This window comes from Chromobacterium sp. CCUG 30098, from assembly GCF_059916605.1.
The window spans coordinates 1-13,218 of record NZ_JAUCGS010000008.1; the positions used below are offsets into that span (position 1 = coordinate 1).

Here is a 13,218-nt window from a genome sequence, read left to right on the forward strand (position 1 = left end):
CGAGCTGGGCGAGATCGAAGCCGCGCTGCTGGACCAGCCCGGCGTCGCCCAGGCCGTGGTCCTGATCCGCGAGGACGTGCCCGGGCAGCGCCGGCTGGTCGCCTACGCGGTGCCCGCCGCCGGCGCCCAGGCCGACGTCGCGCGCTGGCGCGACGCGCTGGCCGCCCGCCTGCCCGACTACATGGCGCCCGCCGCCTGGGTGGCGCTGGACGCGCTGCCGCTGACCCCCAACGGCAAGCTGGACCGCCGCGCCTTGCCGGCGCCGGAGCTGACACTGGCCGAACACCGCGAGCCGGTCACCGAAAAAGAAAAGCTGCTGGCCGAGGCCTTCGCCCAGACCCTGGGCCTGGAGCGCGTCGGCCTGGACGACAGCTTCTTCAACCTCGGCGGCGATTCGCTGCTGGCCTTGCGGCTGAAGGGCCTGGCGCTCAAAGCCGGCGTCTCCTTCGAACTGGCCAGCCTGTTCGAACACCACAGCGTGGCGCTGCTGGCCGCCCATGCCGAACAGGCGGCGGCCGCCGCCGCGCCGGCGGAGCCCTTTTCCCTGCTGGACCCCGCCGACCGCCGGCGGTTGCCGCCGGACGCGGTGGACGCCTACCCGCTCAGCCAATTGCAGCAGGGCATGCTGTTCCACAGCGCCTTCCGCGACGGCTCGACGCTATACCACAACATCGTCGGGCTGGCGGTGTCCCTGCCTTACGACGCCGCCGCGCTGCGTCGCGCGCTGGACGCGCTGTGCCGGCGGCACGAGCTGCTGCGCACCCGCTTCGCGCTGGACGGCTATCTCGAACCCTTGCAACTGGTATTGGCGACGGCCGCCATTCCACTGGGCGAAGGCGATCTCAGCCACTTGCCGCCCGCCGCGCAGCAAGAAACCCTTACGGCCTTCATCGCCGCCTGGTCCAAACAAGCTTTCGATCCCGGCGCCGCGCCGCTGCTGCACGCCCACGCCCACCGGCTGGGCGAACGGCGCTTCCACCTGACGCTGCGCATCCACCACGCCATCCTCGACGGCTGGAGCGACTCCGTCTTCATCGTCGAACTCGCCCAGCTCTACCAGGCCGAGCTGGCCGGCCAGCCCTGCCGGCTGCCCGCGCTGGCCAGCCGCTACCGCGACTACATCGCGCTGGAGCGCCAGGCGATGGCCTCGCCGGCCAGCCGGGATTTCTGGCGGGAACAGCTGCGCGGCTACGAAGCCGCCGCCGCGCTGCTCGCCCGCGAGGACAGCGCCGCCGCGGCCGACGGCCCGCTGCAGATCCACGCCGACATCGCCATAGACGAGCCGGTTTCGACGGCGCTGACCGCGCTGGCGCGCCGCTTGAACGCGCCGCTGAAATCGGTGCTGCTGGCCGCCCACCTGGCGGCGCTGGCCATGCTGACCGGCAAAAGCGGCGCCTGCACCGCGCTGGTCACCAACGGCCGGCCGGAAACCGCGGACGCGGAGCATATGGTGGGCCTGTTCCTGAACTCGGTGCCGCTGCGCATGGAGATCCGGCGCGAACCCTGGACCCGGCTGATAAGCCGCGTGATAGACGCGGAACGGGCGCTGCTGCCGCACCGGCGTTATCCGCTGGCCACCATGCTGCGCGACGCCGGCCTGCGCGACGCCGGCGAGGCCATTTTCAATTACACGCATTTCCAGGCGCTGGAAGCGCTGGCCGACTGGCGCCAGCAGGACAGCGCGATGGACAACAGCTTCGCGCTGCAAATCAATTTCCGCCCCGACGGCGCGCGCATCGCCGGCAGCCTGACCGCCCACCGCGACGCCCACGACGCCGACGCGCTGCGGCGCTACGCTCGCTGCTACGCCGCCGTGCTCGCGCAGCTGGCCGGCGACCCCGACGGCCCGGTGCGCCGTCTGGACCTGCTGGACGAGGACGAGCGCCGCCTGCTGCTGGATGACCAGGCCAGCGCCCGCGACATCGCGCCGCTGCCGCTGTGCGAGCTGTTCGAGCGGCAAGTCCGCCGCGCGCCGGACGCGCCGGCGCTGGACTGCGACGGCGAAACCTTGAGCTACGCCGAGCTCAACCGCCGGGCCAACCGGCTGGGCCGGCGGCTGATCGCCGCGGGCGTCGGCCCTGGTCGGCTGGTGGCGGTCGCGCTGCCCAAATCGGCGGCGCTGCTCGTCGCGCAACTGGCGACGCTGAAAGCCGGCGCCGCCTATCTGCCGCTGGACCTCAACTACCCGGCGGAGCGGCTGGCGCTGATGCTGGACGACGCCCGCCCCGCCCTGGTGCTGAGCGACGCCGGCTCCGCCGCCCGCCTGCCGCAAACCGCCGGGCCGGTGATGGCGCCGGAGGCCGACGATAGCTTCGCGGACGGCGACATCGGCCAGCAAGAAAGGCTGCGCCCGCTGACGGCGGACGATCTGGCCTACGTGATCTACACCTCCGGCTCCACCGGCCGGCCCAAAGGCGTCGCGGTCGGCCACGCCGGACTGGCCAGCCTGGCGCAAGACCTGAAAGAGCGCTGCGCGCTGGACGCGTCCGCGCGCGTGCTGCAATTCTCCTCGCCGGGCTTTGACGCCTCGGTGCTGGAAATGCTGATGGCCTTCGCCGGCGGCGCCTGCCTGGTGCCCGCCAACGCCAGGCAGCTGGACGCCGACAGCCTGCCGGGCACGCTGCGCGCCGCGCGCGTCAGCCACGCGCTGCTGCCGCCGGCGCTGCTGGCCATGCTGGAACCGGCGCCGGATCTGCTGCCCGGCGCGCTGTTGGTCGGCGCCGACGCCTGCCCCGCCGAGGTGGTGGCCAAATGGGCACGCGGCCGCCGGATGATCAACGCCTACGGCCCCACCGAATCCACCATCTGCGCCACCCTGAGCGACCGCCTGACCGACGGCGCGCCGCCCATAGGCCGGCCGGTGCTCAACAGCCAGGTCTATCTGCTGGACGAGGCCTTGCAGCCGGTGCCCGCCGGCGTCGCCGGCGAGCTGTACGTGGCCGGCGCCGGCCTGGCGCGCGGCTATCTTAACCGCCCCGCGCTCAGCGCCGAGCGTTTCGTCGCCAATCCCTTCGGCGCGCCCGGCAGCCGGCTCTACCGCAGCGGCGACAAGGCGCGCCGCCTGGCGGACGGCCAGCTGGAATTCCTGGGCCGGCTCGATCAGCAGATCAAGCTGCGCGGCTATCGCATCGAGCCGGGCGAGATCGAGGCCGCGCTGCGCTCGCAAACCGGCGTGGCCCAGGCCGTGGTCTTGCCTGTCGACGACGACGGCCGCAAGCGCCTGGTCGCCTACGCCGTCCCGCGCGCCGGCGCGAGCCTGGACGGCGCGCGGCTGCGCGCCGGGCTGGCCGCCGGCCTGCCCGACTACATGGTGCCCGCCGCGGTGACGGTCTTGCCCGCGCTGCCTTTGAACGCCCACGGCAAGCTGGACCGCGGCGCGCTGCCGGCGCCGGTCTTCGCGGCCGCGCCGCAACGCTTGCCGGCCACGCCGCTTGAACAGACGCTGGCGGCCTTGTTCGCGGAGACGCTGCGGCTGCCGGCCGTGGATCTGGACGCCGGCTTCTTCGAATTGGGCGGCGACTCGCTGCTGGCGATGCGGCTGGCCGCCCTCATTCGCGGCAAGCTGGGCGTCAAGCTGTCGATGGAACAGCTCTTCCTCGCCCCCAGCGTCGCCGAATTGGCGCGGCGCCCGGCGTTTGGCCGCCCGGACGAATCCTCGTCGGCGGCCGGCGGCCGCTCGTTCTGGCTGACCGTCCGCCGGCAAGACGGCGCGCCGGTCTCGCTGCGCTGCGACGGCGAGCTGGAGCTGCCGGCCTTGCGCCAGGCCTTGCGCGCGCTGGGCCGCCGTCACGCCGTCCTGAACGCGCCGGCCGAAACAGGGGCGACGATCAAGACCGCCAACGGCCTGGCCTTGCCCGCCGCGCTGCGCCAGGCCGCGGACAGCGGCGCCGGCGCGCCGATCGCGCCGCTGCTGCGGGAGCTGGCCCAGGCTTACGCCGCCCGCGCCGACGGCGGCGCCCCCGATTGGACGCCGCTGCCGCGGCCATACGCCGACTACGCGGACTACGCCGCGTCGCAGGCAGGACTCAGCGAGGCGACGGCTCCGTCCGGCACGCCGGCTTCGCGCCCTTTCCCTCCCTCTTCCACGACATTGGAGCAAGCATGAACACTCCCCATCCCGACGCGGCCGTCTATCTGAAAAGCGGCGTCAAACTGGAACCGCTGTTCCACCGCTGGTACGCCTGGAGTCATCTGGTGTCGCCGGTCCAGCAGGCGATCAATCTGGCCTTCCGCCAGATTCCGCTGCTGCGCTCCTTCATCGCCAACCCCAATGTGCACGTCGCCGCCTCCAAGAACCCCCAGATGCTGGGCGGCCCCTTCCTGGAACTGCCGGCCAGCGATCTGCCCGCGGTGCGCCGCCTGCTGCAGGACACGCTGAAGGACGCGGCGCCGCTGCTCCGCTTCGCCGAAGACCTGCAAAAGCTCAATCGCCAGCTGCAGCAAACCGCCAGCGGCCACAGCCTGGACGCGGTCTACGCCGAGTTGTCGCCCACGCTGGCCGGCCTGGTCGAAGTCAGCTACGACCTCAACCATCACCCCGGCCTCCGCGTGCTGGACTCCTTGCTGAGCTATCCGGACGCCGCGGACGCGGACCGGCAGGCGCTGGCTTTCAGCACCGAACGCGACGAGCAGCGCCATTTCTTTCTGAACACGCCCCGGCTGGACGGCGACGCCAGGCTGGTGCTCCCGCTGCCCTTCGCCGCCCCCCATCACGAAGCGCTCGCCGCCAGCCGGATACGCGCCGTCCCTTACGCGGAGCTGAAGCAGGCGCTGAAGGTGCCGGCGGAGCAGGAAGCCCGCTTCCGCGGCTTCTTCGACACCGAAGCGCCACAGCGCGAGCAGCCCGAGTATCACGGCGGCGACGTGCGCATCCGTTATTTCGGCCACGCCTGCGTCTTGCTGCAAACGGCGTCCACCTCGGTCCTGATCGATCCCTTCGTCACCTGGGACCGGGATGGCGAACCGCAGCGGCTGACTTTCGACGATCTGCCCGACCATATCGACTACGTGTTCATCACCCACAACCATCAGGACCACTTCAGCCCGGAGCTGCTGCTGCAATTGCGCGGCCGCATCGGCCGCCTGCTGGTGCCGCGCCACAACAGCCGCAGCCTGGCCGATCCGTCGATGAAGCTCACGCTGCGCGCGCTCGGTTTCCGCAACGTGTCCGAACTCGAGCCGATGGAAAGCGTGCGCTTCGACGACGGCGAAATCGTCAGCCTGCCGTTTTACGGCGAGCACGCCGACCTGGACATCGAAAGCAAGCACGGCATGTTCCTGCGGCTGAAAAACCGCCGCTTCCTGTTCCTGGCGGACTCGGACTGCAAGGACCGCGCGCTCTACCGCCGCATTGTGGAGCGTCTGGGCAAGGCGGACACGCTGTTCATCGGCATGGAGTGCGACGGCGCGCCGCTCAGCTGGCTGTACGGCCCGTACACCGGCAGCCCGCTCAGCCGGCGCGACGACGAATCCCGCACCTTGTCCGGCTCGGACTGCGAGCACGCCTGGAGCATCGTCGAGGAGTTCGACTGTAAGAAGATCTATGTCTACGCGATGGGGCAAGAACCCTGGATGCGCTTCGTCACCGGCCTGGAGTATTCGGCCGACAGCAAGCAGATCGTCGAGTCGAACAAGTTCCTCGAGCGCTGCCGCGCCGCGGGCCTGAGCGCGGAACGGCTGTACGGCTGCAGCAGCTTCAGCTGCTGAGCCTGTGCAATGTCCGCCGCGCGTCGCGGAAGCCGACACGGTGAAAGCCGCCTGGAAATGCTCATGCGCCCCAAGCACATGCCGTTTTCCAGCGGTTTTCGCCCTGTCTCGCCTTCGCTCGCAAAACGTAAAAGCTTCCAGGACGCCGTCGCCGGCTTGGGGCGCGGGGCTGAATAAAGGCTTGCTCTTGTCGACTGATTGCCGACCCAAGGTATTCGCTTATGAAATTTTCACTCGATGCCGGCTACGGCTGGCTTGCGTCCTTGCAACAGGAACGACTGTTCCACCTGGATCCGCTGGCGCCGGACGCCGCCTCATGCTCGTTTCCCGTCGTGCTGCGGATAAGCGGCGCGCTGGACGCCGCCGCATTGGAGACGGCCCTGGCCGCGGTCGTGGCCAAACACGAGGCCTTGCGCACGACGATGGCCTTCGACGGCGACGAACTGCTTTGCTCGACGCGGCACGCCTGGCCCGGCCCCTTGCTCCAGCCGACGCGCCCGGAACCGGCGAGCGGGGACAGCGCCGGCCTGGCCGCGGCCGTCCGGGAAGTCATCGACCGCCCCTTCGATCTGGCGACGGGGCCTTTATTTCGCTTTGCTCTCTTTCAGCCGGCGGATGATGAGGCGAGCCTGGTCATGGTGTTCCATCAGGCTGTTTTTGACGCCTGGTCGGCCGGCATCCTGGCTACAGACCTGGACACGGCTTATGCCGCCGCCTTGAACGGCGGCGATGTCGAGCTCGCGCCCAATGCGCTCGATTACGCGGACTTCGCCCATTGGCAGCGCGAACCATGGCGCGCCGGCGCGCCCCGGCCTTCGCTATTGAGCGCGGACGGTCCGTTGCCGGCCACGATATCGACGGACGGCGCTCAATGGGCGCTCAAGCTCCCCTCCGAGCAGGAACAGCAGCTGCGCCGGCTTCAACAGGAAACGGGAGACGCCTTGCTGGTCGTTTTCTCATCCTTGCTCGGCCTTTTCCTGGGCGCGGAAAGCGGCCGGGATGAAATCCTCATCGACGCGTCCGTCCCGGGGCGACGCCACGCGGAAGCCAATGAAATCATCGGCCTGTTTGAAACCCCGCTCCCGCTGCGCTTGCGCCTGGACGCCAAGCCCACTCTGCGGGAGATGCTGGACCAGGTCCGCACGCAGGGCGCGGAGAACCGGAACATGGCGTTTGAACCCTCCGCCGCCTTGGAGCCGCCAGGGTTTCAAGTCGCCGCGCGGGTGCGAAAACGCCCGCTCTGGCGTCTCGCCGGCCTGCGGCTGACCGAGCAGGCGGCGCATGCCGGACGCGCGAAGCGCGACTTGAGCTTTGTGCTGGACGAACGCGACGACGGCCTCTGGCTGACGCTAGAGTACGCCGACGCCTTGTTCGAAGCCTCGGCCGCCCAGCGGCTCTTGAACGGGCTGGTCCGCTTCGCCGCGCAATGCCTGGCCGATCCCGCCCGCCGGCCGGACGCCTTGCCGACGGCTGATGAGCAAGAACTCGCCAGCCGCGGACAAGAACGGGACACCGGCGCGCTCGCGGCGTTGGCGCGGCCCCAGGCCGACGCCCGGCTGGGCCAGCTGTCCAGCAATCAGCAAAGCCTGTATTTCTTTGAGAAACTGGCCCCGGACCGCGCCTTGTACAATGTCCCGCTGCATCTGGAGATGCGCGGCCAGCTGGACCCCGCCCGCCTGGAGGCGGCGCTGGAACAGCTGCTGAAACGCCATGAAGCCCTGCGCGCGCGCTTTGTGGAAACCCCGGCCGGCCTGCGGCAGGACATCGGCGCGCCGCCCTCCCGCGTACTCGAAACCGCGGATCTCAGCCAACTGCCGCCGGACCGCCGCGACGCCGGCTTCGCCAGCCTGGAACGGGATGTCAGCTCGACCCCTTTCGACCTCGCCGCCGGCCGGCTCTTCCGCTTTTGCCTGGCGCGCCGCGGCCGCGAACACTGGGTGTTGCTGATGGTGTTTCACCACATGGCGTTTGACGGCCATTCCGCGCAGATATGGCTGCGCGATCTGCGGACCCTGCTGCGAGGCGGCGCCTTGCCCGCCGTGGGGCCGGCGATGACGGTGAGAGAGGCCGCCGCCGAGGAGCGGGCCTGGCAGCGCAGCCGCGACTACCAGAGGACGCTGAGCCGCTGGCTAGACCGCCTGGCGGGAACCGCGGCCCCGCTCAATCTCAGGCCGGACCGCCCGCGCCCGCTGCGACGCGACTACGCCGGGGCCTTCCTGGAATGCGCCTTGCCCCAGGCGCTGCTGGGCGAGCACATCCAGCGCGCCGCCCAGCTTGGCGCCTCGCCGTTCATGGCCGTCGCCGCCCTGCTCGCCGCCTATCTGTCCGCGCGCGGCAATCAGGCCGACGTCTGCCTGGGCTTCCCCCATGGCGGACGCGGCGACGGCGCGATCGAGGACACCATAGGCAATTTCGTCAATTTGCTCGCCATGCCGGTGCGGATAGAGACCGCCGACACCCCGCGCAACATCATCGAAAAAGTGCGCCAAACCGCCCAGGCGAGCTACGCCGGCTACCGGGTGCCGTTCTCCTCCCTCGTCGATCGGCTTGGCCTGGAGCGCGTTCCCGGCCAACACCCGGTCTTCCAGGCGGTGGTCACCGTCGATCAAGACTTCGACGGCTGGACGCAGGACGGCCTGACCGTGGCCTTGCTGCCGGGCAGCAACCCTATCGCCAAGTTCGACCTGGCCTTCGGCTTCAATCTGGCGCGCAGTTGCGTCCGCATCGAGTACGCGACCGATATGTTCGACCCGGCGTCGATTGAAGCCATGGGCGCGGAACTATCGGCCTTGCTGTCCCAGTGCGTGCGGGGCTTCGACGCGCCGCTGCGGCAGGCCGCCGGCGCGACGGCCGCCGGGGAGGTGCCGCGCGCCACGCCCAAGCTGCTGAGAAAACCCAAGCCGGCCGGCGCCGGGAACGCCGGCTTGGCGGCGGACGCGACGTGAGCCCATGTCAAGCGCCGACAACTGACCAACCGCCGGAGGGCGCAAAGCGCTCTAGCCGGCAGGACATGCAAAACCAATGACTCATCCAACAGAACTCAGCGCCTGCCAAACGCTTGCCGAGGCCTTCTCCCGCTCAGTCCAGCGCTTTCCCGACCGCATCGCCGTGCAATGCGCGGCGGCTTCGCTCAGCTACCGGCAACTGGATCAGCGGGCGGACGCCCTGGCCCGCCGCCTCCGCGCCATGGGCGTGACCGCCGAAACCCTGGTGGGCTTGTCCGTGCGCAGATCATCCGATCTGATCGTCGCCATGCTGGCCATCCTGAAAGCCGGCGGCGCCTACCTTCCGCTGGACCCGGAGTATCCGGCGGAGCGGCTGGACTACCTCGTCGGCGACGCCCGGCCCAAGCTCATCGTCGTGGATGCGGCATCGCGGGAACGGCTGGCCGCCGCCGCGTCCGCCAAGGACATCCCGCAGCTTGATCTGGACGCTTTTGCGCCATCGCGCGACGAGACGCCCGTGGGCGGCGGCACGCCGAATCGCGACAACCTGGCTTACGTCATCTATACCTCGGGCTCGACCGGAGGCCCCAAAGGCAGCCTGATCACCCACCGCAATGTGCTGCGGCTGTTTGCCGAGTCCCAGCCTTATTACGACTTCGGGCCGGAGGACGTCTGGCCCTTGCTGCACTCCTACGCCTTCGATTTTTCGGTCTGGGAAATCTTCGGCGCGCTCTTGCATGGCGGCGCCCTGCTGGTCCCGGACCTGGCCACCATTCGAGACCCTTCCGCGCTGCTGGCGTATTTGCGGCGGCATGGCGCGACGGTGCTCAATCAGACACCGTCCTTCTTCTATCAGCTGGCCCTGTATCTGAGCGAACATCCGGAACAGCGCGAGGCCCTGGAATCGCTGGCCTTCGTGGTGTTTGGCGGCGAGCGGCTGGACCTGACCCAGCTCAAGCCCTGGTTCAAGACCATGGGCGACGAGGGCCCGGTGCTGGTCAATATGTACGGCATCACCGAGACCACCGTGCACGTCACCTTGCACGTGGTCGACGCCGACGAGACGAAGCATAGGAAGTCCGCCGGCATCGGCTCGGCCTTGCCCGACTTGTCGCTGTTCCTGCTCGACGAGGACTTGCAGCCGGTGGCGCCCGGCGAGGTCGGCGAGCTGTATGTCGCCGGTCCGGGACTGGCGCGCGGCTATCACGGCCGGCCCGGCCTGACCGCCGAGGCCTTCATTCCCTGCCCCTTCCCCGGCCGCGAAGGCCAGCGGATGTACAAAACCCAGGATCTGGCGAAGATCGATCCGCACGGCGAGCTGGTTTACGAATCACGCAAGGGCGGCTACCTGAAGATCCGCGGTTTCCGGGTTTCGCTGGCCGAGATCGAATCCGCGCTCTGCGAGCTAGACGGCGTCGCCAACGCGGTGGTCCAGACCTCGTCCGAGGACGGGCGAGATCTGGTGTCGGCCTATCTCCGCTTTGCGTCCGCGCCGATGAGCTTGCGGGAACTCCGCCAGGCGCTGGCGGAAAAGCTGCCCGGCTTCATGATGCCGCACCACTTTCATTGCATCGACAGCCTGCCGCTGACCGCTCACGGCAAGATCGATCGCAGCCGTTTGCCGCACATGGCGCGGGCCCTGAGCGACGAACGCCCGCCGGACGCGCCGGCCTCGGCCAATGAAGCCGACATGACGGCGATCTGGAGCCGGATACTCGGCGTGGAACGTCTTGGTCCTAACGATGATTTCTTCGCCTTGGGCGGGGACTCCATCCGCGCCGTGGAACTGATCATGGCGCTGAATCGCGCCGGCTGGGCCGCCACGGTGGAAGACGTGTTTCACTCGCCCAATGTCCGGGACCTGAACGACCGCAGCCTGCGGGGCGAAACCGGCTTGCCGCCGACGCGGGCGAAACGCGCGAACGCCGCGTCCGACATGCAGCGCCTGATGCTGGAGCACTATCAGGCGGCCCCGGCAGGGCTGGGCGTCTATCACGTGCAGCAGTGGTTTGACTGCGTGGACGCGGCGCTCGACATCGGACGGCTCATGGAGGCCTTCCGCTTGGAGTTTTCCCGGCATCCCGTTTTCCGCACGCTCTTCGTCCGCGACGGCGACGCGATTCTCCGCACCGACGCGGGCAGGGAACGGGTGCGCCTGGACGCCGTCGACCTCCGGCGCGACGCCCCTGCCCGGCGGCGGGCGCGGATTGCCGAATACGCGCGCGCCGATCTCCACGCGCCATTCGCGCCCTTCGAGGAGGCAAGCGAAACGGCGCGGCTGCGCTTCTTCCAAACCGAGGACAGCCGCTGCGTCGTTTTCCTGAGCATCCACCACGCGATAGACGACGGCTGGGGGCAGCAACGCTTTTTCGACGCGGTATTCCAGCGCTATCAGCGCCATGACGCCATCGCGCCGCCGGCGCGCGCGGACGTGTTTTCCGAATACGTCGCCCTCCAGCAGCGCATGGCCCTGGACCCGGCGGCGATTGAATACTGGCGGCGAGCGCCGTTTGCCGGCGCGCAGACGCTTGAGCGACGGAGAACGCCGCCGGCCGGAATGACGGAGCACAAAAAACGCATCGCGCCCCGGCTGGTGGCCCGCGTCGGCCACTGCGCGCGCGCGCGGCGCATCCAGACGCGATCCTTGTATTTGGCCGCCGCCGGGCAAGCGATCGCGCGCGCGACCCGGGACCCCCAGGTCTTGATCGGAATGGTGGTCAACGGCCGGGTGCCGGAACTGAGCGATCCGCTGGACGCGGTGGGCCTGTTCTGGAATTTGCAGCCGCTGTCGTTTCAGGCCTTGGCGTGTCCGCTGGAAACGGCTGAGGCCATCCACCAGCGCCTGCTGCTGCAGGAGAAATACGCGCTCTACCCGCTCAGCGCGATTTTCGATGCGCGCAGCCCCGGCCGGGAGTTCCTTTACACCTTCAACTTCACGAATTTCCGGGCGCGGGATTCGAAAACGGCGGATTTGCGGGACTGGGACGGCGTGGATCGCTTCCACTACCCCGTCAATATCGCCGTCCATCTGGACGAAGGCTCGGACATCGCCGAATTCCGGCTGAGCGGCGATCCCGCTTATTGCGGCGAGGCCGCGGCGGACGCGCTGTTCCAGGCTTTCGAAGAAGCGCTGGGCGTCGCCGTCGGGGAGCTGGCCGGCCTAGGCGCTTGACGCGGCCGCGCGAGGCCGGCGCTCCCGGCCTCAGCGCGACAGCAAGGCGGCCACTCGCTTGGCGGTGGCCTTGGCCGACTGCGGGTTTTGCCCGGTCACCAGCCGGCCGTCCACCACCACCTTGGGCATGAACGGCAGCCAGGCTTTTTCATAGCGGGCGCCGCGCCGCCTCATTTCCTCCTCGGCGTTGTAGGGCACTTTGCCGGCCACGCCGGCCAACACTTCCTCCCGCCAGGAAAAGCCGGTCAGCCGGCGGCCGGCCACCAGCAGCGCGCCGTCGGACAAGCGGATATTCAGCAGGCCGCAATAACCGTGGCACACCGAGGAAACGACGCCGCCCTGCTCGTAGATCTCGCGGGCGAGCCGCTGCAGGCCGGCGTGCTCCGGAAAATCCCACATCACCGCGTGACCGCCGGTGAAATAGATCGCGTCGAACGCCGCCGGGGCGATGTCTTCCGGCTTGGCGGTATCCGCCAGCAAGGCCCGCTTATCGGCGCTGGCCAGCCAGGCCCGCGCCGAGGCGTCGGCGTTCGGCCATTTCAGCGAGCGCGGCTCCAAGGGAGAGGCGCCGCCCAGCGGGCTGATCAACTGCTGCTCCCAGCCTTGCGCGGCGAACACCTCGTAAGCGTGGCTCAATTCAGACAGCCACAAACCGGTGGCTTCGGACGGATCGGCGTAGTGAGCGACATTGCTCACCACATGCAGAATGCGCTTGCTCATGACGGCTTCTCCTCATCAAAGCGCCGCTGGGGTTTGAACACGGTTTGCGTCGGCCGTTTCCGGCGGCGGGCCTGCGCCACCTTAAGCTTCAAGTCCGCTTGAGGGTCAAGGCATTTCACCTGAGCCTAAGCGCCCGTTTACGACTTTTCCGGGAGCGGGCCTTGCCCGCTTCCCGGCGCTCCGCCCGCCGCGCCGTCCTCGTCGCGCAGGCGGTTCAACACCCATTGGGCCCGCTCGTCGCAGGCCAGCCCTTCCGGCCCGTTCTCCATGCTGGCGATCACCAGCCGCAACTGAGCCTTGTTCTGCTCCAGCCGCTGCTGCAAGCGTTCGATCTCGGCCACTTTGCGCATGAGCCCCGCCAGCAGGTCCTCATGCTGCCAGGCCTTAGGCTCCGTCGGCAGCAGACGGCGAATCTCCTCCAGGGAAAACCCGGCGCTCTGGGCGCTGGCGATGATGTCCAATATCCACAGCGCTTCCGGGCCGTAATCGCGGTAGCCGTTGGCCCCGCGCGCCACCGCCCGGATCAGGCCGCTGGCTTCGTAAAAGCGAATGCGGGAGGCGGTCATGCCGCAGCGCTTCGCCAATTCTCCAATTTTCATCCGCGTTCTCGATCGGGGCTTGACATTAAAGTTAACTTTAAACCTATGGTTGAGCCAAGATCAAACCCGGAGCGCG

The 13,218-nt window shown here is 69.0% G+C and carries 6 protein-coding genes; 4 read left to right on the forward strand and 2 right to left on the reverse strand.

Features of this window, described 5'->3' with window-relative positions; genetic code table 11:
- The 4 genes from QUG03_RS17095 to QUG03_RS17110 form a co-directional block, all read left to right on the forward strand.
- A partial coding sequence (locus QUG03_RS17095) for an amino acid adenylation domain-containing protein (protein WP_500820472.1) occupies positions 1-4,105 on the forward strand: 4,105 nt, incomplete at its 5' end.
- Entirely contained in the window at positions 4,102-5,706 is a 1,605-nt protein-coding gene (locus tag QUG03_RS17100) for an MBL fold metallo-hydrolase (protein WP_500820473.1), read from the forward strand. The genes QUG03_RS17095 and QUG03_RS17100, both read left to right, overlap by 4 nt.
- Before the next feature lie 221 nt (positions 5,707-5,927).
- Entirely contained in the window at positions 5,928-8,651 is a 2,724-nt protein-coding gene (locus QUG03_RS17105) for a condensation domain-containing protein (RefSeq protein ID WP_500820474.1), read from the forward strand.
- Between the two features lie 76 nt (positions 8,652-8,727).
- Positions 8,728-11,823 (forward strand): amino acid adenylation domain-containing protein, encoded by a 3,096-nt coding sequence (locus QUG03_RS17110; RefSeq protein ID WP_500820475.1) that lies wholly within the window; start codon positions 8,728-8,730, stop codon positions 11,821-11,823.
- A gap of 30 nt (positions 11,824-11,853) precedes the next feature.
- On the opposite strand, the gene QUG03_RS17115 is transcribed toward QUG03_RS17110, so the two are convergent.
- Together QUG03_RS17115 and QUG03_RS17120 are read right to left on the reverse strand one after the other, a co-directional pair.
- Positions 11,854-12,543 carry a type 1 glutamine amidotransferase domain-containing protein gene (locus tag QUG03_RS17115; RefSeq protein ID WP_107799548.1) on the reverse strand — a complete coding sequence of 230 codons (690 nt, stop codon included), beginning with the start codon at positions 12,541-12,543 and terminating at the stop codon, positions 11,854-11,856.
- A 137-nt stretch (positions 12,544-12,680) separates the two neighbouring features.
- Entirely contained in the window at positions 12,681-13,142 is a 462-nt protein-coding gene (locus QUG03_RS17120; RefSeq protein ID WP_500820476.1) for a MerR family transcriptional regulator, read from the reverse strand.
- Between the last annotated feature and the right edge of the window lie 76 nt (positions 13,143-13,218).

Excerpts from the sequence above, each read along its gene's own strand:
- QUG03_RS17100 (WP_500820473.1), top strand. The coding sequence starts at position 4,102 with ATGAACACTCCCCATCCCGACGCGGCCGTCTATCTGAAAAGCGGCGTC.
- QUG03_RS17105 (WP_500820474.1), top strand. The coding sequence starts at position 5,928 with ATGAAATTTTCACTCGATGCCGGCTACGGCTGGCTTGCGTCCTTGCAA.
- QUG03_RS17110 (WP_500820475.1), top strand. The coding sequence starts at position 8,728 with ATGACTCATCCAACAGAACTCAGCGCCTGCCAAACGCTTGCCGAGGCC.
- QUG03_RS17115 (WP_107799548.1), bottom strand. The coding sequence starts at position 12,543 with ATGAGCAAGCGCATTCTGCATGTGGTGAGCAATGTCGCTCACTACGCC.
- QUG03_RS17120 (WP_500820476.1), bottom strand. The coding sequence starts at position 13,142 with ATGAAAATTGGAGAATTGGCGAAGCGCTGCGGCATGACCGCCTCCCGC.